Origin of the sequence: Streptomyces sp. MspMP-M5, assembly GCF_000373585.1 — a bacterium.
Taxonomy (GTDB): Bacteria; Actinomycetota; Actinomycetes; order Streptomycetales; family Streptomycetaceae; genus Streptomyces.
Window position 1 is genome coordinate 1 of record NZ_KB891934.1, and the last position, 25,749, is coordinate 25,749.

At 71.7% G+C, this 25,749-nt stretch carries 23 protein-coding genes and 3 pseudogenes; 8 read left to right on the plus strand and 18 right to left on the minus strand.

The annotated features are described in order from the left end of the window. Positions 1-249 (plus strand): hypothetical protein (locus B073_RS48445; RefSeq protein ID WP_234025230.1); only part of this gene is annotated, 249 nt, incomplete at its 5' end. A 293-nt stretch (positions 250-542) separates the two neighbouring features. On the opposite strand, the gene B073_RS46900 is transcribed toward B073_RS48445, so the two are convergent. Next, on the minus strand, positions 543-743 hold the full coding sequence (locus B073_RS46900) for a hypothetical protein (RefSeq protein WP_158690289.1): 201 nt from the start codon (positions 741-743) through the stop codon (positions 543-545). A gap of 312 nt (positions 744-1,055) precedes the next feature. Next, positions 1,056-1,274, minus strand: coding sequence for a hypothetical protein (locus tag B073_RS48450; RefSeq protein WP_234025231.1), 219 nt, complete (start codon positions 1,272-1,274; stop codon positions 1,056-1,058). 117 nt (positions 1,275-1,391) lie between these two features. On the opposite strand from B073_RS48450, the gene B073_RS0133540 reads away from it, so the two are divergent. From B073_RS0133540 to B073_RS0133550, 3 genes are all read left to right on the plus strand, one after another. Beyond that, the gene (locus B073_RS0133540) at positions 1,392-2,096 is read left to right on the plus strand and encodes a hypothetical protein (protein WP_234025232.1); all 705 of its coding nucleotides are present in this window, start codon (positions 1,392-1,394) and stop codon (positions 2,094-2,096) included. A 139-nt stretch (positions 2,097-2,235) separates the two neighbouring features. After that, on the plus strand, positions 2,236-2,406 hold the full coding sequence (rpmF, locus tag B073_RS0133545) for a 50S ribosomal protein L32 (protein WP_006601600.1): 171 nt from the start codon (positions 2,236-2,238) through the stop codon (positions 2,404-2,406). A gap of 8 nt (positions 2,407-2,414) precedes the next feature. Then, the gene (locus B073_RS0133550; protein WP_018542459.1) at positions 2,415-3,584 is read left to right on the plus strand and encodes a GTP-binding protein; all 1,170 of its coding nucleotides are present in this window, start codon (positions 2,415-2,417) and stop codon (positions 3,582-3,584) included. 286 nt (positions 3,585-3,870) lie between these two features. On the opposite strand, the gene B073_RS0133555 is transcribed toward B073_RS0133550, so the two are convergent. From B073_RS0133555 to rpmB, 4 genes are all read right to left on the minus strand, one after another. Further along, a complete protein-coding gene (locus B073_RS0133555; protein ID WP_234025233.1) occupies positions 3,871-5,034 on the minus strand; it encodes a GTP-binding protein in 1,164 nt (387 codons plus the stop codon). 35 nt (positions 5,035-5,069) lie between these two features. After that, positions 5,070-5,450, minus strand: coding sequence for a hypothetical protein (locus B073_RS46065; protein ID WP_026247975.1), 381 nt, complete (start codon positions 5,448-5,450; stop codon positions 5,070-5,072). 94 nt (positions 5,451-5,544) lie between these two features. Then, positions 5,545-5,850, minus strand: coding sequence for a 30S ribosomal protein S14 (gene rpsN / locus B073_RS0133565; RefSeq protein WP_006601605.1), 306 nt, complete (start codon positions 5,848-5,850; stop codon positions 5,545-5,547). Next, positions 5,850-6,086 carry a 50S ribosomal protein L28 gene (gene rpmB / locus B073_RS0133570; RefSeq protein WP_018542462.1) on the minus strand — a complete coding sequence of 79 codons (237 nt, stop codon included), beginning with the start codon at positions 6,084-6,086 and terminating at the stop codon, positions 5,850-5,852. Before rpmB ends, rpsN begins: the two co-directional genes overlap by 1 nt. Positions 6,087-6,151: 65 nt before the next feature. Between rpmB and rpmG the strand changes: the two genes are divergently transcribed. The 4 genes from rpmG to rpsR are packed head-to-tail and all read left to right on the plus strand — an operon-like array spanning position 6,152 to position 8,055. Continuing rightward, complete coding sequence (rpmG, locus tag B073_RS0133575; protein ID WP_018542463.1) at positions 6,152-6,316, plus strand: 50S ribosomal protein L33; 165 nt, start codon at positions 6,152-6,154, stop codon at positions 6,314-6,316. Positions 6,317-6,350: 34 nt separating this feature from the next. Next, complete coding sequence (locus tag B073_RS0133580) at positions 6,351-6,605, plus strand: type B 50S ribosomal protein L31 (protein ID WP_018542464.1); 255 nt, start codon at positions 6,351-6,353, stop codon at positions 6,603-6,605. After that, positions 6,605-7,759, plus strand: coding sequence for a CobW family GTP-binding protein (locus tag B073_RS0133585; protein WP_018542465.1), 1,155 nt, complete (start codon positions 6,605-6,607; stop codon positions 7,757-7,759). Before B073_RS0133580 ends, B073_RS0133585 begins: the two co-directional genes overlap by 1 nt. A gap of 59 nt (positions 7,760-7,818) precedes the next feature. Beyond that, positions 7,819-8,055 carry a 30S ribosomal protein S18 gene (gene rpsR / locus B073_RS0133590; RefSeq protein ID WP_018542466.1) on the plus strand — a complete coding sequence of 79 codons (237 nt, stop codon included), beginning with the start codon at positions 7,819-7,821 and terminating at the stop codon, positions 8,053-8,055. 110 nt (positions 8,056-8,165) lie between these two features. Here rpsR and B073_RS46905 read toward each other — a convergent pair whose 3' ends face one another. The 12 genes and pseudogenes from B073_RS46905 to B073_RS0133645 all read right to left on the minus strand — a co-directional run. Then, complete coding sequence (locus B073_RS46905) at positions 8,166-8,309, minus strand: hypothetical protein (protein ID WP_158690290.1); 144 nt, start codon at positions 8,307-8,309, stop codon at positions 8,166-8,168. 188 nt (positions 8,310-8,497) lie between these two features. Next, positions 8,498-8,692 (minus strand): annotated as a pseudogene (locus B073_RS48455) (ArsR family transcriptional regulator); the annotation flags it as partial. A gap of 225 nt (positions 8,693-8,917) precedes the next feature. Then, entirely contained in the window at positions 8,918-10,726 is a 1,809-nt protein-coding gene (locus tag B073_RS48895; protein ID WP_018542469.1) for an ABC transporter ATP-binding protein, read from the minus strand. After that, a complete protein-coding gene (locus tag B073_RS49140) occupies positions 10,723-12,543 on the minus strand; it encodes an ABC transporter ATP-binding protein (RefSeq protein ID WP_018542470.1) in 1,821 nt (606 codons plus the stop codon). Before B073_RS49140 ends, B073_RS48895 begins: the two co-directional genes overlap by 4 nt. Continuing rightward, positions 12,540-14,147: a (2,3-dihydroxybenzoyl)adenylate synthase gene (locus B073_RS0133615; RefSeq protein WP_199788223.1), complete on the minus strand. Its 1,608-nt coding sequence runs from the start codon at positions 14,145-14,147 to the stop codon at positions 12,540-12,542. The genes B073_RS49140 and B073_RS0133615 overlap by 4 nt, the downstream gene beginning before the upstream one ends. Positions 14,148-14,158: 11 nt before the next feature. Continuing rightward, a pseudogene (locus B073_RS42060) lies at positions 14,159-15,465 on the minus strand (salicylate synthase). Between the two features lie 29 nt (positions 15,466-15,494). After that, positions 15,495-20,942 carry a non-ribosomal peptide synthetase gene (locus tag B073_RS0133625; protein WP_018542473.1) on the minus strand — a complete coding sequence of 1,816 codons (5,448 nt, stop codon included), beginning with the start codon at positions 20,940-20,942 and terminating at the stop codon, positions 15,495-15,497. After that, the gene (locus tag B073_RS0133630; protein ID WP_018542474.1) at positions 20,939-22,339 is read right to left on the minus strand and encodes an FAD-binding oxidoreductase; all 1,401 of its coding nucleotides are present in this window, start codon (positions 22,337-22,339) and stop codon (positions 20,939-20,941) included. The genes B073_RS0133625 and B073_RS0133630 overlap by 4 nt, the downstream gene beginning before the upstream one ends. Beyond that, complete coding sequence (locus B073_RS0133635) at positions 22,336-23,049, minus strand: VOC family protein (protein ID WP_018542475.1); 714 nt, start codon at positions 23,047-23,049, stop codon at positions 22,336-22,338. Before B073_RS0133635 ends, B073_RS0133630 begins: the two co-directional genes overlap by 4 nt. Beyond that, the gene (locus tag B073_RS47350) at positions 23,043-24,236 is read right to left on the minus strand and encodes a class I SAM-dependent methyltransferase (protein ID WP_037813630.1); all 1,194 of its coding nucleotides are present in this window, start codon (positions 24,234-24,236) and stop codon (positions 23,043-23,045) included. Before B073_RS47350 ends, B073_RS0133635 begins: the two co-directional genes overlap by 7 nt. After that, positions 24,233-25,297 carry a Gfo/Idh/MocA family oxidoreductase gene (locus B073_RS47355; protein ID WP_037813633.1) on the minus strand — a complete coding sequence of 355 codons (1,065 nt, stop codon included), beginning with the start codon at positions 25,295-25,297 and terminating at the stop codon, positions 24,233-24,235. Before B073_RS47355 ends, B073_RS47350 begins: the two co-directional genes overlap by 4 nt. Beyond that, positions 25,294-25,749: pseudogene (locus B073_RS0133645) on the minus strand (epimerase); the annotation flags it as partial. The gene B073_RS47355 and the pseudogene B073_RS0133645, both read right to left, overlap by 4 nt.

Genomic DNA, 25,749 nt, shown 5'->3' on the forward strand with positions numbered 1-25,749 from the left:
CCCGGTCAGCGAGACCCGGGCCGTCCTACTGGCCGCTGCCAGGTCTCCATCGAGCAAAGCGGACATCGCCTCACCGGACAGCTCGGCAAAGCGGACGCGTTTCGGACTCCGGGTGAACGGTCTCCTGCGATCGGCTTCATCCACCTGCAGATGCTCGCCGACCAGCCCGAAGGGCGTCCATCGATTTACGAAGCAGCCCGCGCCATCGAACCCATCCCGGTGAACGTTCCCGGCCAGAGCAGTACATAGCCATCTGCGTCTGGCCATCTACGATCCGCACCGCGCGGAGTGCCACATCGCCACCGCAGGCCACCTGCCCCCCCATCCTGGTCCGCGGAGTGTGCGACATCCCGCGAGTTCTTCTGAGCCCTTACGTGGTTTCGTCTGACCAGTGCGTTCAGTTGCTTGTCACCGAGCAGTTGGCCAGCACCGGCGCCACCGTCGTCCTCGGCAGCCGGGACCCGACGAAGGCACCGGCCTTGGCGGCCTCGATCCGCTCTTGGCGAGGCGACGACGACCTCGGAAGCGCCCAACCAGGCAGTTCAGTCCTGAGCGATCGAGCCTCGCCCGCCGACCGCGTTCAGACCCTGACCGGTGCCGCCGCTGGTGTAGGAACCGATGCGCTCCCCGCTCATGCCCCACCAGTCGATGTTCGGCGCCGCCAAGGCGATGTTCGCCTCGAAGCGGAGTGCCGGCCGACGAGCTCGTCGAGCGGGTAGCCGAATCCCCTTCGCGCTCAGCACTCCGCCGACTGCAGGCGTGGGCGTCACCGGCTCGCCAGGCTCGGCCAGTTCCCCGAAGGGCGGTGTTCACGGAGCGGAAGCCGAATCGGGCGTAGGTCCGCGCGATGTCGCCGTTGCCCGCAGGCAGGTACGTCGCCCCCTCCCTCCCCCTCCCGTGGGTGGACCGCATATAGTGTTTATGAAAATGATTCCCATATCCGAATATGGAAGATCACCTGTGCACGTCATCAAGACCTCGCGGCGGACAGTCCCTGCCCCCCGCCACGCCACCCTGCCCCGCATCCCGACAGGGGCATGGTGATGGCCGGCGTGTCACCCACCTCGGCAGCCGCCGAGCGCCTTCAGGGCACCCCACTGTGGTCGAAGCGGCTCGCATGGGAACCGGTCGCCCTTACGGCGGGCGTGGGACTGGTCGCTGTCGCCGGTCGGCGCGGCGGAGTGCGCGTTCTGGATCTCGACGGGGGCGAGGAGCGTGGCCACCTCGCTTTGCCCGGCGGCATCACGGATCTCGCTTTCTCGCCCGATGGACATCACCTGGCGCTGGTAGGCCCCCGCGGATATGGCCTGTGGCGAGCTCTGGACGGCAGGCTGATCACGCGGACCACTGCCGCACCGTGCATCCGGGCGTGCTGGATGCGGCCGGGCGTCGTGGCGATCGCGACAGGGTGCCAGGTCATCGCGTACGACACCGACGGCGTGGCGCAGTGGTCCACCGCACCGCTCGCGAAGACGGTCACCGACATGGCCTCCGCACAAGGCGGACGCCTGTTGGCGGTGTCACTGGCCGGCCAGGTCCGCTGCTTCATGCCCATGCGTCGCGAACCGGTCGCCGTCCATGAATACGGCGACGCGGCGGATGGTCTCAGTCTGTCCGTCGACAGCCGTTGGACGGTCTGCTCGACGTACCAGCGGAAGACGCTGCTGTGGGAGACGCATCGCCCGGCGACTCGGCCGGTCGAGTGCGCGGACAGCTCGGGCCGGCATGCCCCGGTCTTCAGTGAGAGCGGGCGCAAGCTGGCCGTACCAGCCGAGTACCATCTCTCGCTCTGGTCCATCGGCCCCAGGACACCGGCGAGACGGGCCGTCCTGCCCGTCTGCACCTCGGCGCTGGCCTGGCAGCCCGGCGCGGGAGACATGCTCGCGACCGCGGGGTCCGACTACACCGTCCGGCTGTGGCGCGCCGGACCCGACAGCCGGTGGGGCAGCTGCACCTCACTCGCCGCAGGGCATCTGACCAGCCCCGCCACATCCCTTGCATGGATAGGGCGACGCATGCTCGCGGTGGCGGAACGGGGAGGCCGCATCACGCTCCTGGACGTCAGCGGTGACACCCCACCGCGGCCCGGAGGGTGACGGAGGAACGGGCGGTGGCAGGACAGGGGACCGAGGTGCTTGCGCGGCCCGGCAGCCGCTCACGCACCCGCCAGTTTGAAAATGGCAGCCATTTTCACTTAGGCTCTTGCCCGTCACCTAGTCGTGCAGGAGGTCGGCCATGGCCGTACCCAAGCGGAAGATGTCCCGCAGCAACACCCGTCACCGCCGCGCTCAGTGGAAGGCGACCACCCCGCAGCTCGTGCCCGTCACCGTCGACGGCACCCCCTACCTCGTCCCGCAGCGGCTGGCCAAGGCGTACGAACGCGGGCTGCTGCGCCCGGAGAGCTGAGACCACGCATGACGCACAACCGACTGCCCGTCACGGTCTTGTCCGGCTTCCTCGGAGCGGGCAAGACCACCCTGCTCAACCACGTCCTGGGCAACCGGGAGGGCCTGCGCGTCGCGGTCATCGTCAATGACATGAGCGAGGTCAACATCGACGCGAGCCTGGTGCGTGGCGGCGAGGCTGCTCTCTCGCGTACCGAGGAACGGCTGGTCGAGATGACCAACGGCTGTATCTGCTGCACGCTGCGCGATGACCTGCTCGAAGAGGTCGACCGGCTGGCCCGCGAGGGCCGCTTCGACTACCTCCTCATCGAGTCCAGCGGCATCTCGGAACCGATGCCCGTCGCGGCCACCTTCGCCTTCCCGCGCGACGACGGAGCGACCCTGGGCGACCTGGCCAGGCTCGACACCATGGTCACCGTCGTCGACGCCGCCAACTTCCTGCCGGAGCTGGCCGGAGGTGACGGGCTGGCCGAACGGGGGCTGGACCAGTACGAGGACGACGAACGCACCGTCAGCGACCTGCTGATGGACCAGATCGAGTTCGCCGACGTCATCATCCTCAACAAGATCGACCTGGTCGATGCGGAGAGCGCCGAACGGCTCGAGGCCACCCTCGCCCGCCTCAACCCGGCCGCCCGCATCGTGCCCGCACTGCACGGCCGGGTGAGCCCCGGCGAGATCCTGGGCACCGGGCTGTTCGACCTGGAGCGGGCACAACAGGCCCCCGGCTGGGTGCGGGAGATCAACGGCGACCACGTCCCGGAGACCGAGGAGTACGGCATCTCCAGCACGGTCTTCCGTGCCGATGCGCCGTTCCACCCGGGCCGGCTGTGGACCTTCGTCACAGAGGGGCTGGACAGCGGCGCCTACGGTCAGATCCTGCGTTCCAAGGGCTTCTTCTGGCTGGCCAGCCGCCCGAACGTCACGGGCTTGTGGTCGCAGGCCGGAGCGGTCGCCCGTTTCGAGCCTTCCGGTGCCCGCGCTGCCGACGACAGCCAGGGCCAGGAACTGGTCTTCATCGGCACCGGGTTGCGCGCCGAGCCACTTCAAGGGGCCTTGGCCGACTGCCTCCTGGCCGACGGGGAACAGCTCTCCGACGACCCGTTCCCCACCTGGGACACCTACGGAATCGACGACGCCTGCGAGCACGAGCACCCGGAGCTGGTGCCGCAGGCATGACAGGCTCCGGGTTGGGCGGTGGTCGCAGCCACGGCACCGCCCAACCCGGCAACTCACAAGGTGCGCGCACCGGTGCCCCTGTGCTCATGCCGAGCACAGGGGCACCGGTGCGTCCGAGCTGCTGCACTGCGCCCTGCGCCGGCGGACACCAGGCAGCCACCGTGGACGGGGTTCAGGGAGGTCTCCCCCACCTGCGCAGCTGCTCGTGGGCTCGCGGTATCCGCCCGACCGATCCGCCGTACGCCAGTCCGCTGAGAGATTCGGCAGAGCCCGGGAGTGGCTCGGCTCAGCGCGGGGCGTCGCCGAGCAGGGGATCGGGGAAGGCCGCCCAGCCGTCCCAGCCCAGCGACAGCTCCCTGTCGTTCAGCAGGGCCGCGTCGAGGGCGGAGCAGAGCCGGTCCCGGTCGAGGTCGGCACCGGTGAACGTGAGCGCGTTACGACGTTCGCCGTAGTAGTCGTGCCAGAACCACGACGCGAGGGTGCGCCGTTGCGGGGATGCGCCCCGCCAGGCGCTCTCGTCTCCGGACTCCAGCCAGCGATCTGCTTCGTGCAGTTCCATGTGCGGTCCGGCCGACCGCCAGGTCACCACGGCTGCGGGCCTGCTGGACAGCCACAGGTGGCCTCGGCCGCGCACCACGCCGGCCATGACGGTGGGCAGTGCGTCCGCGAGCCGCTCCGGGTGCAGCGGTCGCCGGGCTCGCCACACCACCGACGTCACACCCAGGTCGGTACCGGGGCGTGCGGGCGCCACGGTCACCGGTTCCAGCCGGGCCCGCCACTCTTCAAGAGCGTCCGGTACGGGCCGTAGGAGTGGCGGCGGCAACTCCGCAGTTTGCGGCTGTTGTGCGATCTGGATGAGCGTGGCGGAGGGATTGAGGTGGTGCGCCAGGGCGGCCACCCCGTCCGTTCGACGGTCGGTGGGGCTCGGTGGGGTCGGCACGATCACGCCATGGGCGGCTTCCACCCTGCGGGCGGCTCTCTCGGCCGGTGTCAGGGGGCTGGTGTGATCGGTACCGTCCCACAGACGGGCGGCCCGGTGGACGCATCCGAGCTCGGCCAGGAAAGCCGCTGGGTCAAGCCCGGCCACGATAGGGGCCGGGACGTAGTGGTCGCTCAGGGCACTGGCGCCGGTCCGCGGTCGCCACAACTCCACCAGGAACGGGAGGAGATCCAGCTCGTCGGAGAGGGCGAGGACCACGTGAGGGGGCATCACGGTGCGCCGGATGGCCAGCAGGTCCTGCCGGAGGATCACCACCGGGTCGCCGGTGGCCACCCGCGACATGGACTGCGAGACGGACTGCGATACTCCGGGACCGGTGACGAAGCGTTGCACGACGGGATAACCCGTGTCCCGGCAGTGGATGGATGCAGCCAGCACCACGGCGCGGGGAGCGGCGCCCACCAGCTGGTCCACCGCGAGCCCGCGGGCAGCCGGGGTGTTCCCGATCACGATGCTCAACAGCCCTTTGGGCACTGGGCTTCCCGTCAGTTGAGGTGGGCGATGTGGTGGGGCGCGGGTACCGCGCGCAGCCGGTGCGGAAGCGTGCCGTCGTCCGGCATGCCGGCCAGGAGCCATGCGCCGACCAGTTCCGCGTCGGCTTCGGTGACAATGGGGCCCAGGCGGGTGACTGGGCCGGTGGGAGTGCGGTCCGTCGCGCACGGCTGCACTGCGGCGCGCAGGCCCACAGCTGGGGTGCAACGCAACAGGCCACCCAGGCATCCGGTGGCGACGAGGATGCCGTGCGGGCAGGCACGGACGGCCTCGCCCAGCCGGCCCCTCACCGCTTCGCCCACGGCGGTTGGGCAGTTGGTGCAGGTGACCAGTGTGAAGGGGCGACTCGGGCCGCCCGGTGTTGCGCGGTTCATCGGTACGCCCTTCCGGAGGGTTTGGCCGGGCCGGCGCCGCAGCCCGGGCAACGGCCCGGGCCGCGGCGCCGGCCGCCGTGACGGTCGCCGGATATCACCAGGACGACTTGGTGACTCCGGGGAGGAATCCGGCGTGCGCCTGCTCGCGCATCCGCACCCGGGACATGCCGAACTTGCGCAGATGGCCGCGGGGGCGGCCGTCCACGCTGTCCCGGTTCCGTACCCGGGTCGCGCTGGCGTCGCGCGGCTGACGCCGCAACTCCGCCTGAGCGGCGGCCCGTTCGTCGTCGGTGGAGGAAGGCCGCCGGATGATCTCCTTCAGCTCGGCGCGCCGGGCGGCGTACCGCTCGACGATCACCTTGCGCTGCTCGTTCTTCGCGATCTTGCTCTGCTTGGCCATCAGACCTTCACCCCTCGTGCGCGGATACGTGCCACCGCGGCCTCGACACCGATCGAATCAACCGTCTTGATCCCCTTGGCGCTGAGCGTGAGCCGGACATGCCGGCCCTCGCTCGCCAGCCAGTAGCGCTTGCGCTGGATGTTCGGGTCGAAACGGCGGGACGTACGGCGGTGCGAGTGGGAGATGGTCTTGCCGAAGCCCGGCTTGGCGCCGGTCAGCTGGCAGTGGGCGGACATGGAGTGGGTCACCTCTCGTCGGAGACGTTATCGGCAATGGAAACCATTCCCATATAGTAGCGCCCATGGCACGCAACGAACTCCGCCCAGTCATCAAGCTCCGCTCCACCGCGGGCACCGGCTACACCTACGTCACCCGCAAGAACCGGCGGAACGACCCCGACCGCTTGGTCCTGCGCAAGTACGACCCGATCGTTGGCCGACACGTCGACTTCCGCGAAGAACGCTGACTCACAAGCCGACTTAGCAGACAGGAACACCGTCATGAAGCCTGGGATCCACCCCGCCTACGGCCCCGTCGTCTTCCGCGACCGGGCTGCCGACTTCGCCTTCCTCACCCGGTCGACCGCGACCAGCGACAAGACGATCGAGTGGGAGGACGGCAACACCTACCCCGTCGTAGACGTGGAGATCTCGTCTCAGAGCCACCCCTTCTACACCGGCACGGCCCGGGTCCTCGACACGGCCGGCCGCGTCGAGCGCTTCGAGCGGCGCTACGGCCGGCGCGGGGCGCGGTGATGACGGCGAAGAGCAGGCTCCCCGTCGTCCTCGTCGGCGGGCTGCATTCCGAAGCCCGCGAGCAGGTCGTGCTGCGGCTACTGCACACCGTGCGCGGCAGTGTCGCGCTCCACCACAACCTCTCCACGGCAGCAGCCGGAACGGTACGCCGCACGGTGCGGGACGCCTCGGGCGAGCTGTCCTCCGGCGAGGCCCCCCTCGTCAACGACTGTGCGTGCTGCGCCTTGCGCGAGGACCTGGTGCCCGAGCTCCGGCGACTGGCCGAGAGCGGTCTGCACCGGCTGGCGGTGGTCGAGCTCTGGGACTCCGTCGAGCCTCGGGCGATGGCCGAGGTCATCGCCGCGCACGGCGGCGAGTCGCTGACGCTCTCCAATGTGATGACCGCGGTCGACCCCGCGCTCGTACTGCCGTACCTCGCCAACGGTGACGACCTGGCGGAAGCCGGGCTCGCGGCGGCCGCAACCGATCAGCGGACCATCGGGGACACCTGGGCGCGACAGCTGGAGTACGCCCCCGTCCTCGTGCTCGCTGACGGAGCGGAGGCGGACGACGAGGACCGTGCGGTCCTCGCCCAACTGCACCCGACGGCATGCCATGTGCCCGTGGCCTCCCGTCAGCTCGCGGAGGCCGCGTTCGCCGGATTCGATGTCGAGGCGGCGGCCGCCGCCCAGCACCCGGCCTGCGCGCTGCTGCCGCAGGAAGCGGAGGAGTCGGGAGTCGCCACCCTCGTGTGGCACCGGCGGCGTCCCTTCCACCCGGAGCGGCTCTATCAGGCGCTGGAAGACCTGGCCTGCGCGGCCGTTCGCAGCCGCGGCCGGTTCTGGCTCGCCGACCGCCCCGACACCCTGCTGTCCTGGGACGCCGCGGGCGGCGCGCTGTGCGTGGAGAACGCCGGCCCGTGGCTCGCCTCGCTCCCGGACGCCGCCTGGGAAATGCTTCCGCCGGTGCGCCGAGCGGCCGCCGCCCTCGACTGGCACCCCGAACACGGCGATTGCTGCCAGCACCTGGTCTTCACCGCACCCGGCCTGGACCGCGAAGGGCTGGAGCGGCTGCTCGACTCCTGCCTGCTGACAAAGGACGAGTTCGCCGCCGGTCGTGAGGCGTGGAAGCGCCTCCCGGCGTCCTTCGACGCACTCCTCGACCCCGTCTCCTGAGCATCCGACCGCCCTACGAATCTTCACCCGCACCGACCCGACCGAGAGAAGGAAGTGCAATGGCCCGCCGCCACGACCCCCGCAGGCCCCTCAAGTCCCGCCCCAACCCGTTGGACCAGGCCGGGATCACCTACATCGACTACAAGGACACCGATCTGCTGCGGAAGTTCATCTCGGACCGCGGCAAGATCCGCAGCCGCCGGGTCACCCGGGTCACCGCCCAGCAGCAGCGGCAGCTGGCCCGCGCGATCAAGAACGCCCGGGAGATGGCACTGCTCCCCTACGACTCCAAGTAGCGCGGTCCCCGCTGCCGTACGGATCTACCCCGGAGAGCGTCCGTCGCGCCCAGCGGCGGCGCTCCCGGGGTCGCGTCATGCCCGGGGTCGCGTCATTGCCCGGGGTCGCGTCAGTAGCGGGGAGAACTCCCCGCCGAGGGACTGCAGTCGGGGCAGATGCCCGTGAGTTCGACGGCGTGCCGGACGGCGGTGAAGCCGCTCGTCCGGGCCACTCCGGCGGCCCAGTTCTCCGCCATCACGGAATCCAGCGTCACGCTGACACCGCATTTGGCGCAGTTCAGGTAGTGCCGAAGAGGACGCTGACGCCGGCAGACAGCCGGCGAAGGCGTACGAGGTCACGAAGAAGCCCAAGGGGTAAGGCCGGTAGGAGGCGGTGGTCAGGCCGAGCCAGGTGGCGGCGACGGCCAGGACTACGGAGAGGGCAATGCCGGTACTGGGGCGGCCGGTCGCCGGCGACCATGCCCAGCGGGCGCAGCAAGCGCAGTTGGTGGGAGACGGCGGAGGGTTCCATGCCGATGGTGGCGGCGAGGTCAGCGACGGGATGCGGTTGCTGGCGCAGGGTGGCGAGGATCATCAGCCGGGACGGGGTGACCAGGGCCTGGAGGGTGGCAGCGACCGCGGCAGCCGTGGCGCTGTCGGACGGGCGGCCCTGACCTGTACGGACGGGCCACTCGTCCGCTCACCGGCGTGCACGGCGTCCGCGAGCGCGGGTGCGGGAACGCGCCTGGGCCTCGCCCGGCGTGGGAACGAACTGCCTCTCCAGGGTGGGCGGAGGATCGGCGACGCCCGGGCCCGCCGGCCGTCGCCCAGGTGAGGACGTCGTCCGTGCTGTCGTCGCATCCATGCCTATATGAACCTGCATTCATGCGAGTGGTTCGGCAGCCACAACCGCGGCCGCGCTGGGTGCACCGCCGGACGGATGGCCGCCACCGGGGACCCGCCAGTCCCGTGCCGCCGATTGGGCGGCCCACATGCGGGCGTAGCGGCCGTCGGGCTCGGCGAGGAGTTCGGTGTGGGTGCCGCTCTGGGTGATGCGGCCGTCGTCGAGTACGAGGATCTGGTCGGCACCGGCGACGGTGGTCAGGCGGTGGGCGATGACGATGACGGTCTTGTCGGCGATCAGGCGGTCGATGGCCTTCTGGACGACGGCTTCGGACTCGGTGTCCAGGGCGGCGGTGGGTTCGTCGAGGACGATGACCGGGGCGTCCTTGAGGAAGGCGCGGGCGATCGAGATGCGCTGGCGTTCGCCACCGGAGAGGGCGGAGCCGAGCTCGCCGACACGGGTGGCATAGCCGTCGGGCAGCCGGGTGACGAAGTCGTGGATGCCGGCGGCGCGGGCCGCGGCCTCGATCTCGGGGTCGCCGGCGTCGGGCCGGGCGAGGGCGATGTTGGCGCGGATGGTGTCGTCGAAGAGGTGGACGTCCTGGAAGACGACGGCGATATGGCGCAGGACGTCGTCCGGGGCGAGGGTGGTCAGGTCGGTGCCGCCGATGCGTACGGTGCCGTGCTGGGGGTCCGCGTAGCGGCACAGGAGGCGGGTGAGGGTCGTCTTGCCGGAGCCCGAGGTGCCGACGAGGGCGGTCAGGCTGCGTTCGGGGACGGTGAAGTCGAGGTCCTGGAGGGTCGGCTGATCCTGGCCGTCGTAGGTGAACGTGACGCGGTCGAAGTGGAGGTCGAAGGTGCGGGGCGGGTGTCCTCCGGAGGCCACGGGCAGGGGGCGGACGGTCAGCACGTCGTCGATGCGGGCCAGGGCCGCTTCGGAGAGTTCGAAGAGCTTGGTCATGACGGCGGCGAGGCTGAGGGGCTCGGCGAAGCGGGCGGCGGCGACCGTGACGGCGAGGAGGGTGGCGGGGGTCAGTCGGGCGTCGAGGGTGAGGGCGGCGCCGAGGGCGACCAAGCCCACCAGGGCGAGCTGGACGAGGAGTTGGGCACCGGCGACGGGCAGTGCTGCGGAGCGGTTGGCGGTGGTCTGGGCGTGGTGCTGGTGGGCGAATGTGGGCGCCAGGATGGGCGAGTCGGCGCCTGCGCGGCCGGTGGCCTTGAGGACCGGGAGGCCCTGGACGTACTCGACGATCCGGGCGGCGCTCTCGCCGTCGGCCTCGTCGACCGCTCGGAAGCCGGTGCCGGAGCGGCGCTGCACCTGCCGTACGAGGGGCAGTGCGGCCAGGGTCCCGACCAGGAGGACCAGGCCCAGGCGCCAGTCGAGGGCGAGGACGACCACGCCGAGCACCGCGGGGACGGTGACGAGCTGGACGAAGAGCGCGGCGAGGGAGGAGACGGCGGTGGCGGCTGTCGTGGCGTTGTTGCCGACGACCTGGGTCAGATCGCCGGTGTCCCGCCGGGCCAGTTCCTGCTGGGGCATGGCGCGCAGGGCGGCACCGAGGCGGAGTCTGGTGGAGCGGGTCACCAGGTGCCAGTGGTCGTAGGTGAAGGTCATCTCCCGTACGCGCAGGGCTCCTTCGCCCGCGATGAGGAGGGCGAGCGCGGCGATCCAGAGCCAGACGCGGCCGGTGCGGACGGGGTCGTGGGAGAGTTCCGCGAGCAGGGGGACGAAGCAGGCGTAGGCCGCGGCCTGCAGAACGGTCGCGGCGAGCGAGATGCGCAGGGTGGCGCGGAACTGCCGGGCGTAGGGGCCGGCGGCGGTGAGCATCAGGCGCAGGATGCGCTTCACGGGGTGATCTCCTCCTTGGCCGGGTGGTCCTTGGCCGGGTGGGCGGCGGTGCGGCTGCCGGTCAGGTCCCAGTCGGCGGCCTGCTGGTGCAGCGACCAGAGGTGGGCGTAGCGGCCGCCGGCGGCGATGAGGTCGGCGTGCCGGCCGCGTTCGGCGATCCGGCCGGCCTCCAGGACCACGATCTGGTCGGCGTCGGCGATGGTGGCCAGCCGGTGGGCGATGATGACGACGGTCCGGCCACGGGTGAGGCGGGCCAGGGCCTGCTGGATCGCCGCTTCGGTCTCGGGGTCGGTGAAGGCGGTGGCCTCGTCCAGGATGACGACAGGGGCGTCGGAGAGGATCGCGCGGGCGATGGTGATGCGCTGTCGCTGTCCCCCCGAGAGGCGTCCGCCCCGCTCCCCCACCTGGGTGTCGTAACCGTCCGGGAGTTCCTTGACGATGAAGTCGTGGGCGGCAGCGGCCTCGGCTGCGGCGTGGACTTCGTCCTCGGTGGCATCGGGCCGGGAGAGCCGGATGTTCTCGGCGATGGTGCCGCTGACGAGGAACGGATCCTGGAAGACCAGGGAGACGTGGCGGAGCAGGACGTCGGTGCGGATGTCGCGTACGTCGGTGCCGCCGATGCGTACGGCGCCTGAGGTGACGTCGTGGAAGCGGGGTATCAGCCGGGCGAGGGTGGATTTGCCGGCGCCGGAGGCGCCCACCAGCCCGCAGACCGTGCCTTCGGGGATCTCCAGGTCGATGCCGTCGAGGGCTGGTCGGTCGGTGCGGCCGGGGTAGTGGAAGCTGACGTTCTCGAAGGTGAGGGACGCGCCCGCCGGTTCGCGCGGCTCCTCGGGCTCGGGGAGCGGGGGTGCGTCGAGCAGCTCCTGGACGCGGACGGCACCGGCCTTGGAGTCGTTGATGTGGTTCGTCAGATGCATGAGGGGGGAGATCGCCTCGATCGGCAGGGTGCCGATCAGCAGGGCCAGCAGGAGGTCGGTGCGGGAGATCCAGCCGGCGGTGAGCATGGGGACGCCGGTGGCTGCGACCAGGAGCAGGGTGGGCAGCGGCACGATGAACAGCCGGTGCAGGCGGCCGGAGGCGCGGGTGGTGGCCATCCAGTCCGCGACGGCTTCGGTGAACTCCTCGACGGCGGTGGCGAACCGGCCCAAGGACGCCTGCCCGTCGTCGAAGGCGCGCACGACCGGCATGCCCTGGACGAATTCCACGACGGCCGCGTTCACCTTCTCGTTCGCGGAGTTGTAGCGCTCGCGCTGAGTGCCGTAGTCGCGGGCCAGGAGGGAAAAACAGACGAAGGCGATGGGGACGATGAGGAGGACGGCGAGCAGCAGGCGCCACTGCACGACGCCCAGCGCGAGCAGGGCGGCGAGCGGCTGGGCGACGCCGGAGCCGACGAACGGCAGCGCGTCGGCGACGACGTTGTGCAGTGCCTTGACATCGTCCTGGACGATCTTCTTGATCCGGCCGGCGCCGAGCCGCTGCACTTCGCCGAGCGGCATGTGGGCCAGCGCGTCGGCGAGACGGCGGCGCAGAACGACTTCCAGTGCGTAGCTGGCCTCGTGGGCGAGGTGCTCGGCCAGCCAGCGGGCGGCGAATCCGCAGAGCAGGCCGGCCAGCGCGCCGAGCGTCCAGCGGGTCACGACCATCCCGGACGGGTGGTCGGCGAGCAGTTCCCCGACGGCGTACGCCACGCAGAGCAGACCGGCCACCGAGCTCACTCCGCTGAGGACGCTGAGGGCCGCGGCCCGTCGGAGTCTGCCGCCGGCCTCGGGGGCGAGCGCCACCAGATTCCGTACGGTTCCCAGTCCGCTGCTCATGAGGTCACCTCCCGGATGAGGGCACCCTTGTCGACCTTGCCGAGGGCGGTGCGGGGGAAGGAAGTCAACACCCTGACGTCGTCGGGGAGTTTGTAAGCCGCGAGCCCGCGTTGGGTGAGATGGGCGGTCAGGTCGGCACGCGACGGTGGGGTGCCGCGGGCGATGACACAGGCGCAGCTGCGCTCCCCCAGCTGCGCGTCGGGGAGGCCGATGACGGCCACGTCGTGGAGGGCGGGGTGGGCGAGCAGGTGGTTTTCGACTTCCTGGACGGGGACTTTCTCGCCGGCCCGGTTGATGACGTCCTTGAGGCGCCCGGCCACGACGAGGTGTCCGCTGGGCAGCTGGCGTACGAGATCGCCGCTGCGGTAGTAGCCGTCCTCGGTGAACGCCTTGGCGTTGTGCTCAGGGGCCCGGTAGTAGCCGCGCAGTGTGTAGGGGCCGCGGACGAGCAGTTCACCGGTCTCGCCGTCGGGCACCTCGCGGTCCTGGGCGTCGACGATCCGTAGTTCGTCGTCCTCGGCGAGCGGTCGGCCTTGGGTGTGCAGGATCAGCTCCTCGGGGTCGTCGAGCCGGGTGTAGTTGAGCAGCCCCTCGGCCATGCCGAAGACCTGCTGGAGCCGGCAGCCGAGGGCCGGGGTGATGCGCCGGGCGGTCTCGGGCTGGAGCCGGGAGCCGCCCACCTGGAGGAGCTGGAGGCTGCCGAGGTCGTCGGCGGCCCATTCCGTGGCCTCCAGCCACAGCAGCGCAAGGGAGGGGACGAGGGCGGTGACGGTGATCCGTTCGCGGGCGATGAGCGGGAAGGCGATGTCCGGGCTCGGGGTCGGGCACATCACCACGGTGCCGCCGGCGTACAGCGTCCCGAGCACTCCCGGGCAGGCCAGCGGGAAGTTGTGCGCCACCGGGAGCGCCACCAGATAGCGAGTAGCGGCGTCCAGGCCGGTCACGGCCGCGCTGGCGGTGGCGTTGTAGAGGTAGTCGTCGTGCGTCCGGGGGATGAGTTTGGGGGCGCCGGTGGTGCCGCCGGAGAGCAGCAGCAGCGCCGCGGCGGAGTGGTCGGGTTCGGGCAGCGGGCCCGGCTTCCCTTCCAGCCCCGCCAGGCCGGTGAACTCCTGGGCGTCGCCGACCACGAGCACATGGCGCAGGCCCGGCACCCGTTCGCGTACGGAACGGGCCAGCGGGCGGTAATCGAAGCCGAGGTGGGTGTCGGGGATGACATACGCCACGGCGTCGGACAGGGTCGCCAGGTGCGCGATCTCCGCCTCACGGTGCGCGGGCAGCGTCATCACCGGCACGGCGCCGATGCGGAAGAGGGCGAAGGCCAGTTGCAGGAACTCCGCGCAGTTGGGGAGCTGGACCACGACCCGGTCGCCGGGCTCCAGGCCGAGCTCGCGCAGGCCGGAGGCCAGTCGGTCGGCGCGTTCGTCCAGTTCGCGGTACGTCCAGCGGCGGGGGCCGTCGACGACGGCGAGGGCTTCGGGTGTGGTGGTGGCGCGTTGGCGGAGCAGCGCGCCGAGCGTACGGCCGCGCCAGTAGCCGCGCCGGCGGTAGCGGTCGGCGAACTCCTGCGGCCAGCCGGTGAATCCGTCGAGTGTCGCGTCGTGCATCCCGTCGAGCATCAGTGGCCCGCCTCGGGAACGACGTAGGGGGCGACGCTGCGGAGTTTCTCGCAGGTCTCCTCGTACTCGCGGTCCGGCGAGGAGGCCCCGACCACGCCCGCGCCCGCGCGCAGCCAGGCCCGGCCGTCGCGCTGGTAGACGGCGCGCAGCACGAGCGCGGCATCCAGAGAGCCGTCGGCGGCGGCCCGCAGGACGGCGCCCGCGTACATCCCGCGCGGCTCGTCCTCCAGCTCGTCGATCAACCGGTAGGCGGCGGCCTTCGGGATGCCGGAGGGGTGACCGGCGGGAAGACGGCGCCGAGCGCGTCCCATGCGGTGCGGCCTTCGGCGAGCTGGGTGGCGACGCGGGACGCGAGGTGCTGGACGCTGCCGCGCGGTTTGACGGTGAGGAACTCCGAGACCCGGGTGGTGTCCGAGGCGCCGACCGTGGACAGCTCTTCGACGGCGAGCTTGACGGAGGTGGCGTGCTCGTAGACCTCCTTGGGGTCGCGGAACAGTTCGGCACGGAGCGCCCGGTCCGTGGTCGGGTCGCCGTGCAGGGCCCGGGTGCCGGCCAGCGGCTGGGTGACGGCGGAGCCGTCCGCCGTCACCTCGATGACGGTTTCGGGGCTGAAGCCGGCGGCCTGCAGCCCGTCGAGGTCGAGGAGGAACGAGCGGGCGGGGGTGTTGGCGGCGCGTCCGCGCACATAGGTGGCGGTCATGTCGACGGTGTACGGGACGGGGACCGTACGGGAGAGGATGACCTTGTCGAGGCGGCCGCGGCCGATCTCCGCCACAGCGTGCGCCACCTGATCGTGGTAGGAGCGGTCCGTGGCGTGTTCGTCGACCGGTACGGGGGCGGGGGGCTCCGCGTGCGGCGGGGCCTCGGCGATCACCTTGCGGAGACGGTCGGTGAGGGACGGGTCCAGGGTGCGTATCCGTGTCCGCTCCCGGCTCACCGTCAACTCCACGCCGGGGACGATGAGATGCCCGAGCAGCTCGTCACCGCCGCTGCCGTTGCCGCTCGCCAGCTCGAAGGAGAGCCAGCCGTAGGCGTGCCAGTCCTCGACCGGGGTGCGGGCGAGCGCCGCGCGGAGGGGCTCCCAGGGGGTGGTGCGGACGTCGCCGGCGCGGAGGCGGATGTCCTCGACGGGGTTGCCGGCGATGTGCCAGTGCTCATCCTGCTCGTAGACGACATAGTCGGTCAGCAGGCCGGACGCGGTGAGCTGTGCGACGACGGCGAGGGTGTCGAAGGGGCCGTCGAGACAGAGCTGTTGATAGTGCCGGGGTGCAGGCGTCACGGGGGCCATAGGTGTCACGGGTGTCATGCGTTGTCTCCTGCGGAGGAAAGGGCGGGTCAGCTCTGGTGCGCGTCACGCAGCGGGGCGGCGACGAGGTCGGCGACCCGATCCACGTTCGGCTCCTCGATGCAGCTGAAGTGGTTGCCGTCGATGTCGGTGACGGGGAGGTCGCCGATGCACACGTCGCGCCAGAAGCCGAGCGTGGTCTCGTCCATGCCGGGTGCGAAGCCGGAGGCGCCGCGCGGCCGGAGGAAGCGGATGTCGCCGGCGTAGGGCGGGGGCGTGAAGTGCGCGGAACGGAAGCTCTGCCGGAAGACCCGGAACATCGCGGCAACCATCTCCGGCGGCATGGTCTCGCCCCCGGCCTCGGACGCCGTGCGAGCGTAGACGGCGAACCGCTCCTCGCGGGTGAAGGAGTTCAGGTGCCGGAAGAAGGCCCCGGCCCGGTCCAGTTCGGGGTCCCCGCCCACCTCGGCCAGGGCGCCGGCCGGCACCTTGCCGCCGTGGCGCTCGATGGCCTCCATGAAGCCGCGGACGACGGTGTCGCCGTCCAGGTCGCCGAGCCCCGTCTGCGTCATCGAGATGTGCAGGTTGGGCACGAAGAGGATCTCGATCAGCAGGTCGTCCTCGACGTCGATGACGACGGGGTGGCTGCTGATCAGGACGAGGTCCTCGACGCTCACTCCGCGCTCTTCGAGGCGCCTAGCCACTTCGGTGGCGTAGAGCCCGCCGAGGCAGTAGCCGATGAGCTGGACGCGGTCGTGGCCCTCGGCGAGCAGCCGTTCGACGTAGTCGTCGGCGGCGCGCTCGACGACTGTGGCCGGGTCCAGGGAGCAGTAGCGGTCGGTGTCGTCGATGACGATGCCGAGGACCGGGCCGAGGTCCTGTGCGACGAGCCGGCTCGCGAGCGGCCGGTAGCAGTCCATGGTGCCGAGGCCGGCGTGGAACATGACGCGCAGTGGTCCCTCGCCGGTGGTGCTGAACGACATCAGGCCGGCGTTGCCCGTCGCGGCGCGGCGGGGCGCGGGCTGGGCTGCTCCGGCGTCGCCGGTGGTGCGCAGGAAGGCGGCGAGTTCGGCGAGGGTGGGGTGGTTGAGGAGCTGGCGGAGCATGGCGTCGAAGGGGACGAGGGCCGCTTCGGGGATCTCCTCGCGGAGCTTGCCGGCCATCCGGGCCATGATCAGGGAGTCGGCGCCGTGCACATAGAAGTCGTCGGTGCGGCCGATGCGGCCGCTGGGCAGGGCGGCGGCCCACAGTTCGGCGAGTCGGGCCTCGAAGGCGTCGGCGGGTGCCTGGGCGGCTGTCTGTTCTCCGGTGTCGGGGAGGGTGGGCCGCCAGCTCTGGAGGGTGCGGCGGTCCACCTTGCCGTTGCCGGTGAGCGGGAGGGAGTCGGCGACCTGGAGGTGCGAGGGGATCATGTGGGTGGGCAGTCGGTCGCGCAGGAACGCGGTCAGTTCGGTGTCCGTGACGTGGGCCCGGTCGGTCTTCAGCCGCGCCGCGAAGAGCCGCAGATGCTGCGGGGCAAGCGGGTGCCCGTCCTCCGGCAGGCTCAGCACCTGGTCGGCGCCGGCCTCGGCGAGCAGTGTCCGCCACTGGTCAGGGCCCAGGTAGGAGGATCCGCCCAGCGCCCGGTCGTCCTCGGGCTCGGTCATCATGAATGCCTGGGAGGCGAGGATCCAGGGGTGTTCACGGGTCGGTTCGGTCAGCAGCAGCCAGCCGCCGGGGGCCACCAGCTCGGTGAGCCGCTTGAGGGCGGCGGGGATGTCCCGGGCGTTTTCCAGGACGCCGGCGGCCAGCACGATGTCGTACGCGTTCGGGGCCAGGCCCTGAGCGCGGTGGCCGCTGTCGACGTCGAAGATCCCGAAGCGCAGCCAGGGGCGGTCGCCGAAGCGGCGCCTGGCCTCCGGTAGGAAGAACGGCGCGATGTCCGTGAAGAGGTAGTCGGTGGGCCGGCCGTCGAGCGTGGGGAGCACGTTCTCGGTGGTGCCGCCGGTGCCGGCGCCCGCTTCGAGGACGCGCAGCGGGCGGTCCGCGGGATGGTCGGTGGCGATCCGCTCGACGAGGGTGGCCACGGCGGTGTTGAGGTAGCGGGCCATGGTGTGGTGCCGGTAGAGCGCCTGCGCGGTGCTGAAGTCGCCAGCCGGGAGGAGGAGTTCGACCGGATCCTGGCGGCCGGTCAGCAGCTGGGGAAGACGGTCGGTGTTGCTGCGTACGTAGGCGAGGAAGTCGCGGCAGCCGAGGTCCGCCGACCAGGCGGCTTCGGCCGCGGCCCAGCGGCGGACCACCTCGTGCTCGTCGGCCTCGGTGATGCCGTGGTCCGCCAGCAGCGCGTACCAGCGGCGCACCAGCCAGTGGTGGCGCGACGCGATGCCGGCCACGTGCAGCGCCTCCTCCGTGGGCGTCGCACCCGTCGGCAGCCCCAGGCCGCGCAGGGCGTGCGCCATGGACGCCAGCACCGCGGCGTCGAGGGTCTCGCTGTGGGCGGTGACCTGCTCATGCGTCACAGCGGGGACGGCGGCGTCGGCGGCCGCGGACACCAACGGCTTGAGGGCCTCGGTGCCCTCGGCGGGCTCGGTCGCGGGGGCGGGCTCGACCACGCCGAGCAGTCCGCGCTCCTCCCCCGTGCCGTCGACGACGACTCCCGCCGCCGCCACCGCCGGGTGCTCCAGCAGCGCGGCCTCTATCTCCCCCAGCTCGATGCGGTGGCCGCGCACCTTCACCTGACTGTCTTCGCGACCGAGGAACTCGATCTCGCCGCCGGGCAGGTAGCGGCCGAAGTCGCCCGTGCGGTAGAGGCGTTGGCCGTCGCGAGGGTGGGTACGGAAGCGGTGCGCGGTGGTCCGGGGGTCGAACAGATAGCCCTTGGCGAGGCCCTCACCGGTGATGTACAGCTCGCCCGCGGTCCAGACGGGGCAGTCGCGCAGGGCGGTGTCCAGTACCCGGAAGCCCTGGTTGGCGAGCGGCGTGCCGTACGGGATGGAGCGGCGTCCCGCGTCGGAGGCGTCGCACGGGTGGTGGATGGACCAGATCGCGGCCTCGGTGGCGCCGCCCAGGGCGATGACCCGCAGTCCGGGTATCCGGCCGGTGATGTCGCCGGGCAGGGCCGGCGGCACCCAGTCGCCCGACAGGAGTGCCAGCCGCAGGGCCGAGAGGTCCAGGCCCGGCTCGGAATCCAGGTAGATGGCGAGCATCTGCATCAGCGCGGGCACGGAGTTCCATACGGTGACGCGGTGTTCAGCCGCCAGCTGCGCCCAGTGGGAGGGGTCGGTGCGGCGTTCGGGGTCCGGGAGGACGAGGGCGCCGCCCACGGACAGCGGGCCGAAGATGTCCCAGACGGACAGGTCGAAGCCGAGATGGGCCAGGCCCAGCACCCGGTCGTCGGCGTCGATGCCGTAGCGGCGTCCGATGTCGGCGAGGGTGTTGAGCGCGGCGCGGTGGCTGATCACCACGCCCTTGGGCCGGCCGGTGGAGCCAGAGGTGTAGATGACGTACGCGGGTGCGTCGGGGTTGCCCTCGTCCGGGTCGGGTGCGGCGGCGGGTACCGCATCGAGGGCGTCGACGGCAAGGGCCGTGCTGCCGTGCGGACAGTCGGTGGTGACCCAGGACTGGGTGAGGATGTGTTCCACCCCGGCGTCCTGGAGCATGCCGGCGCGGCGCAGCGGCGGCTGCACGGTGTCGACCGGGAGATAGACAGCGCCGGCGAGCAGCGTGCCGAGGACGGCGATGATCTGCTCGGGGCCCTTGTCCATGACGACGGCGACCCGGCTGCCCGGAGTGCAGCCCGCATTGCGCAGTGCCTGGGCGACGGCGGTGGCTCGGTCGGCGAGTTCGCGGTAGCTGAGGGTGGTGTGCGGGGTGATGACGGCGGGGCGGTCGGGGGTGCGGGTCACCTGGGTGAGGACCCCGTGGTGGAGCAGACCGTCAGGCAGTTCGGTCGAGGTGTCGTTGACCTTGCGGCGCTCCTCGGCCTGCCAGTCCGACAGGGCCACCGCGTCGCCGGACTCCCAGGGCTCTTCGCCGTCCGCGAGAGCACGGATCAGGGCTTCGAAGGTGTCGAACATGTCGTCCACCAGGCCGTCGGGGAACACCCCTTCGCGGACGTCCCAGTTGACCTGGAGGCCCTCGGCGTCGTCCATGGCCTGGCAGTCGATGAAGACCTGCGGGGTCTGGGTGATGCCGAAGCCGTCGAGACGGCCCTCGGCGCGGCCGTTCGCCTCGGTGTCACCGAGGCCGATGGCGCTGGTGAACACGATCGGCATCAGCGCGGCGTCGCGGCCCCGGCGACGGGCCAGCTCGCGCAGCACCTGCACACCGGAGTAGAGGCGGTGGTCGAGGTCGTCGAAGAGCTGTCCGGCCAGGGCACGCGCCCGGTCGGCCAGGCACACACCGGCGGTGCCTTCGACGGCGAGCAGGTTGACGGTGGTGAAGTCGCCGACGACGCGGTCGATGTGGGGGTGGAGTGGCAGCCGGCTGAGCACGGTGAGGTTGAGGCAGAAGCGCGGGGTGCGGCTCCAGCGCTCGATCACGGCGGCGTATGCGGCGAGCACGACGGAGGAAGGGGTCAGCCCGCGGCGCTGGGCACGCTCCTTGAGGCGTTCCCAGCCGACGGTGTCGAGCTTGAGGAAGCGGCGGCGGAAACGGGCCGGCTGCGGAGCGGTGCCGGTGTCGAGGACGGGCAGGTCGGGGGCGGGCGGCAGGGTGTCGAGGCGGGCGTGCCAGTAGTCCTTGTCCCGCTGATGGCGCGGGGATTCGGCGAGGGCCCGCTCGGCGAGGAGGTAGTCGCGGAACTCCACGCCAAGCTCTGGCAGTTGGGCCTCGGGGTCGGCGTGCAGGGCCTCGAACTCAGCGAGCAGCTGCCAGATGCCGGCCCAGTCCGCGATGAGGAAGTCCATGGAGAGGTGCAGCACGGCACGGCTGTCGGTGCGGGTGAGGCGCAGCTCGAACAGCGGCCAGGCGGTGGTGTCGTAGACCCGGTGGCCCATCTCCTCCCGCGCCGCTTCGAGGGCAGCCTGGACCCGGTCGGTGCCGGCGCCGCGGACGTCGGTGACGGGGAGGGTGAGGGCGGGCGCGGTGGGCATGATGCTCTGGTGGCCGGCGGGGTCAATGGCGGCGCGCAGCATGCCGTGCCGCTCGACGAGCCGGTTCCAGGCGTGCTCGGCCCGGCCCGGGTCCAGGTCGGGGTAGTTCACCTCCAGGTAGACGTGGCAGGCGACGCCGCCGTAGCCGAACGCCTCGTTGCGGCCGAGGAGGTAGGCGGCCTGGACGTCGGTCAGCGGGAACGGCTCATGGCGAGCCGCCGGGTCCGGCACCAGGGACGCGGGGTGGTCCTCGGCGCGCAGCCACTCCAGCACGTCCGCCTTGTGCTCCTTGAGCGCCGTCAGCTCGGCCGCGCCCAGCGTGCCCTTCGGGGCGCGGTAGCGCAGCACGCCGTCCTCCTCCCACAGCTGGGCTCCTTCCTGCCGCAGCTGTGCGATCAGTTCGCCCGGGGTGGATGCGGTGGTCATCGGTCGGTCTCCTTGGCCGCACGAGGCGGAATATCGGCGGGCGGAATGTTGGCGTTGAAGCGGAAGAGGTTGTCCGGGTCCCAGGTCTGCTTGAGGCGCGCCAGCCGGGCGTAGGTGTCGTCGCCGTACGCGGCGCGCACCCACTGGGGTCCGGGGTCGGGCAGCAGATTGAGGTACGGCCCCTCGGTCACGTCCTGGAGTGCCTGCCAGCCGGTGCGGGCGGGCTCCAGGTGGGTGGGGCTGTCGGCCTCGCCGTACCACTGGGCGCAGATCTCGATGAACCACTGGGCGCGGCGGTGGGCGAACGCGGTCGGCCCGGCGGGGGCGCGGGTGATGGCTCCGCCGAGTGCGCCGAGGACGACGGAGTAGTTCGGCCCGGATGCCTCCCAGTGGCCGAGGATCCGCTCGATCGTGACATCGGTGAGCTCGGCGAGGAGTTCGCCGCGGTTGTAGACGTGCTGGCGGGCGACGTCGGGCGGGGACGGCAGCAGTCGCTGGTAGGCGGTGTACGGCCGGTCGGTGACGGTGTCGTGGACGGGGCGGGGGTGGCCGTGGCGGAGCGGCGCGAGGATCGCGTCGGCGCGTTCGGGCGGGCCGAACCAGGTCGGGATGAGGACGGCGCAGCGCTCGAAGTGCAGGTGGTCGGGGACGAAGGGCAGGGGTGGCGCGGTCCAGACGAGTGCGATCAGGGACGCCTGGTCGGGTGCGGTGGCGAGCCAGTCGCGGGCCGTGCGCAGGGCGGCGCGGGCCTGCTGCGGCGGGTGGACGAGGGCGCCGGCGGTCACCCGCTCGATGGGGTGCAGCCGGAAGCCGAAGCGGGTCACCACGCCGAAGTTCCCGCCACCACCGCGCAGTGCCCAGAACAGCTCGGAGTGCTGGTCGGCATCGACCCGCAGATGCCGCCCGTCGGCCGTCACCACCTCGAAGAAGGTGACGTTGTCGCTGGTCAGCCCGTACTGCCGGGAGAGGTCGCCGACCCCGCCGCCGAGGGTGTGGCCGGCGATCCCGACGTCGGTGTTGCGTGCGCCGGGCAGCGCGAGGCCATGCTGTTGGGTGGCGGCGTCGAACTCGCCCCAGGTCAGGCCGGGTTCAGCGACGGCGGTACGGGACTGGCCGTCGACCTCGATGTGTTTCATGCCGCCGAGGTCCAGCAGCAATCCGTCGTCGCAAGTGCCCCAGCCCGCCACATTGGCCCCGCCGCCGCGGACGGCGACGGGCAGTCCCCGGCCGCGGGCGTAGGCGAGGGCGGCGATGATGTCGTCGGGGTCGGTGCAGCGGGCGATCAGGGCCGGGCGGCGGTCGATGCGCGCATTGCGGACGCGGCGGGCACGCTCGTAGCCGGGGGCACCGGGGGCGACGATCCGGCCGCGGAAGCCGGGGAGGGACGGTTGATTCATCTGCCGCTCCGTTCGGCCGGGGCGGTCACGAAGGTCGCGCCGTGCAGCTTGCCGTGGTCCAACTGGCCTCCCACTCCAGCCAGTTCGACGTCAAGGACACCGGTGTGCGGGGCCGGCTCGATCCGCAGCGGGCCGGCCTCGGCGAGATGTCCGGCAAGCGCGTCGTAGGCGGCCCGGTCGTGGTCCGCGATCCCCAGACGTACGACGCTGATGTGGGTGGCGCCATTGGGGTGGCGCACTTCGGAGGGTCGCTGCGGCGGGTCGTATGCGGAGACCACGAACGGGAGCCGAGCGGGCCGGGTGGCCAGGAACCGGTAGTGCACACGGTCGCCGTCCGGCCGGGTGCGGCGTCCCTTCATGACGCGGGACACCGCGCTACCCCCTGCGCGCAGCGCGCCATGCACGCCGCGCAACTCGGTGGTGTCGGTCTCCAGGGCGAGGTCGCGCCAGCCTTCCCCGGGGCGGGCCCAGCGCGCGAGCCGGTCACCGGCCGCGACACCGTTGATGAGGCTCATCGGCCACTTCAGCAGGCGGAACGCGGGTGGCAGTTGGAAGAATTCGATGAACGGTCCCTGCTCGAACCACAGCAGGGCGTTGTGGGCACGCTCGGGTGCGCTGCCCCACTCGACGGTGAAGCCGAGCTCTCGGTAATCCTCCACGGTCGCGCGGATGTCGTCGACCTTGCACAGGACATGGCTGCAACTCAGCACGATGTAGCTCCACTTGACGCTATGGGGCGGCCGACGCGGGCGGCGAACAGCCGCTGCCCCAGGGGCGCCAGCGGGTGGTCCTCGTCCGGTGCGGTGGCGATCCGGTCGAACCCGGCTCCCGTGAGGGCGTCCAGCCACTGCCGACGGGAGAGGAACGTGGTGTCAGAGTCCTGCCGGGTGTCGTCGGCGGCGGTCATCATGAAGGACTGCGAGGCCAGGATTTCCAGGTGTTCTCGGGTCGGTTCGGTGAGGAACAGCCAGCCGCCCGGAGCCAGCAGACCGGCGATCGCCCGCACTGTGGTGTCGGTGTTACGGGCGTTGTTGAGCACTCCCGCCGCGATCACGACATCGGCGCAGCCGGGAGCCAGTCCCTGGGCGGCGGGGTCCTGGTCGATGTCGTAGTGGCCGTACCGGATCCACCGCTGGTCGGAGAAGCGCTCCTGTGCCGCGCCTACGAAGAAGTGCGAGACATCGGTGAAGAGGTAGTCGACGGGCGGGGTCCGCTCCGGGCCCTCGGTGAGGGCTGCCACCACGGCGTCGGTCGTCGCGCCCGTGCCGGCGCCGACCTCGACGATCCGCAGCGGGCGGGAGGCGTCGCGGCCGGTGGCAAGCGCGCTCACGGCGCGGCCCACCGCGGTGTTGAGGTAGCGGGCAGTGACGGTGTCACGGTAGACGGCGTCCGCGAGGTGACTCCTGCCCTCGGGAAACAGCAGCAGGGCAGCCTGCTGCTCGCCGGTCATCAGCTCGGGCAGGCGCCGTGCGTTCTCACGGAGGTAGTCGATGAACTCGGCCGAGCCCAAGCCCCGTTGCCAGGTGGCCGCGGCGCGGTCCCAGGCGCGATCCAGGGCATGCGGGTCCAGCGGTGGCACACCTCGGAATCCGGCACCGTCCCGTTCGATCACCTCCCGGTCGGCGAGCACCCGCAGCCAGCGCCGGATCAGGACATGGTGCTGGGGCGCGACCCGCACAGCGGTGATGACCTGCTCCGGCGACTCGACACACCCGGGGTCGGTGAGCACGCCGGCACCTTGCAGCGCTCCGAGCATGGAGCCGAGCACCGCCTCGTCCAGCTGCCGTACGAAGTCGCCCACCTGCCGGGGGTCGACTGCGCCCACCCTGCGGTCGGCGGCAGCGGTGGCGTACCGAACCAGCTCCTCGGGATCGTCGGAGGCCGCAGGATCCGTCAAATCCTCGGCGGAGAGCGGCTCGTGGCGCTGCCCGGCCGCAGGACCGGATAGCCGAGCTCCTTCGTGAGGTCCTGCCACATGCGGCTGAGGGTCAGGTGGTACTGCTCGGGCCGTTCGGCGTCCGGCGCGCCCAGTACCGCGGCGCGCAGGGCGCTCAGGTCCTGGGCGATGGCGTCCGGCCACTGCTCCTTGAGGAGGTGCCGGTAGTCCGGTGGAGCGGCCGGGCCGAGCGCTACGCTGCTCGGCTCGCTCAGATGCTCGGTCCCGGGAGCGGTGAAGTCGAAGCGGTTCTTGACGGCTGCGGAGATGTGCAGCCGGGGGCTCCACAGCACGGGGCCGTGGGTGTCCGTCAGGGTCAGTGCTCCGCCGTCCGTTCCGAGGGTGATCCGGTGCAGCAGGTGCAGGTGGTTGTCGGGGTCGTCCGGGTCGACCTGGTTGTGGATCCGCAGGGTGAGCGGCGCGCCGCCGATCCGGCCGGTGAGCACGGCGAACGGTGCGTCCTCGGCCGTGGCCGCCGCACTGACCTGCCATGGCCGTACGGTGCCGAGCGCGTCGCCGAGGATGTGCAGCAGCGGGAACGCGACCTGCGAGGCACAGGCGGCATCCACGTAGGCCACCGGCTGCCGAGCCTGCACCTTGCGCGCAGCGGCGGCGAACCGCCGTACCGCGGGCAGCCGTACGTACAGGTCGCCCAGCCGGTGGCGGACGCCGCCGCGGCGGGCCTCGCGCAGGCAGGCGACCAGGTCGTCGTGGTGCACGGGCTGTTCCTGCACGACGTGGATGCCGCGGCGCAGCAGCTCCAGCGCCAGTTCGGTGCCGGTCCCGCCCAGCACGCCGGAGCGCACGACGACGCAGGCCAGGTCCACGTCGTCGGGCAGCTCCGGCACTGTCGTGTACAGCGGTACGCCATGGCGGGCGGCGCACTCCGCCGACCGCTCGCTGCCGCTCGCCAGCACTCCGGCGATCTCGAACTCCTCCGGGCGTGCGGCGAGCGCGGCCAGATAGAACTGGCCGAACGTCGTTCCGCACACCACGGTCTTGAGCCTGCGCCCGGTGCTCACAGGGCTCCCTCCTCGGCCACGGCGAGCGCATCGATCGCCGCGTCGTACATGGTCAGTTCGCAGATGTCGGGTTCGGCCCGGAGCCGTTCCACCGCGGCCACCGGGTCCAGCGCGGCGTCGGCGCACCGGGCGCCGCTGGGCACCTCGCCGCAGAGCACCGCCAGCGCGGCGACCGCGGTCACCGCCCCGGTGAGCGGGGCGATGCCCGGCGCCCGCAGCACCGCGGTGCGGGTCGCTGGCTGCCCGTCTGCCATGCCGTCGAGCTGCGCGAGCAGGGTGACGTAGGGGGTGCGGCCCGCGACGTCCAGGGCGGTGGCCCGGCACAGGCCCGCGACGGCGCAGTCCCGGTCGAGGCCGCGGGCCGCGTCGAGCACGGCGGGCAGCTGTACGCCGTCCACGGCCGTGTACCAGCTGCCATGGGTGAGCGAAAGGTCGCGGGCCAGCCGCTCCCC

What these genes read in the sequence shown, in the direction of transcription:
- B073_RS48450 (WP_234025231.1), bottom strand. Translation starts at nt 1,274, where the DNA reads ATGTCCATCGGGCGAGAAAGCGAGATCCGTGATGCCGCCGGGCAAAGC.
- rpmF (WP_006601600.1), top strand. Translation starts at nt 2,236, where the DNA reads ATGGCCGTACCCAAGCGGAAGATGTCCCGCAGCAACACCCGTCACCGC.
- B073_RS0133550 (WP_018542459.1), top strand. Translation starts at nt 2,415, where the DNA reads ATGACGCACAACCGACTGCCCGTCACGGTCTTGTCCGGCTTCCTCGGA.
- B073_RS46065 (WP_026247975.1), bottom strand. Translation starts at nt 5,450, where the DNA reads ATGAACCGCGCAACACCGGGCGGCCCGAGTCGCCCCTTCACACTGGTC.
- rpsN (WP_006601605.1), bottom strand. Translation starts at nt 5,850, where the DNA reads ATGGCCAAGCAGAGCAAGATCGCGAAGAACGAGCAGCGCAAGGTGATC.
- rpmB (WP_018542462.1), bottom strand. Translation starts at nt 6,086, where the DNA reads ATGTCCGCCCACTGCCAGCTGACCGGCGCCAAGCCGGGCTTCGGCAAG.
- rpmG (WP_018542463.1), top strand. Translation starts at nt 6,152, where the DNA reads ATGGCACGCAACGAACTCCGCCCAGTCATCAAGCTCCGCTCCACCGCG.
- B073_RS0133580 (WP_018542464.1), top strand. Translation starts at nt 6,351, where the DNA reads ATGAAGCCTGGGATCCACCCCGCCTACGGCCCCGTCGTCTTCCGCGAC.
- B073_RS0133585 (WP_018542465.1), top strand. Translation starts at nt 6,605, where the DNA reads ATGACGGCGAAGAGCAGGCTCCCCGTCGTCCTCGTCGGCGGGCTGCAT.
- rpsR (WP_018542466.1), top strand. Translation starts at nt 7,819, where the DNA reads ATGGCCCGCCGCCACGACCCCCGCAGGCCCCTCAAGTCCCGCCCCAAC.
- B073_RS49140 (WP_018542470.1), bottom strand. Translation starts at nt 12,543, where the DNA reads ATGAGCAGCGGACTGGGAACCGTACGGAATCTGGTGGCGCTCGCCCCC.
- B073_RS0133615 (WP_199788223.1), bottom strand. Translation starts at nt 14,147, where the DNA reads ATGCACGACGCGACACTCGACGGATTCACCGGCTGGCCGCAGGAGTTC.
- B073_RS0133625 (WP_018542473.1), bottom strand. Translation starts at nt 20,942, where the DNA reads ATGACCACCGCATCCACCCCGGGCGAACTGATCGCACAGCTGCGGCAG.
- B073_RS0133630 (WP_018542474.1), bottom strand. Translation starts at nt 22,339, where the DNA reads ATGAATCAACCGTCCCTCCCCGGCTTCCGCGGCCGGATCGTCGCCCCC.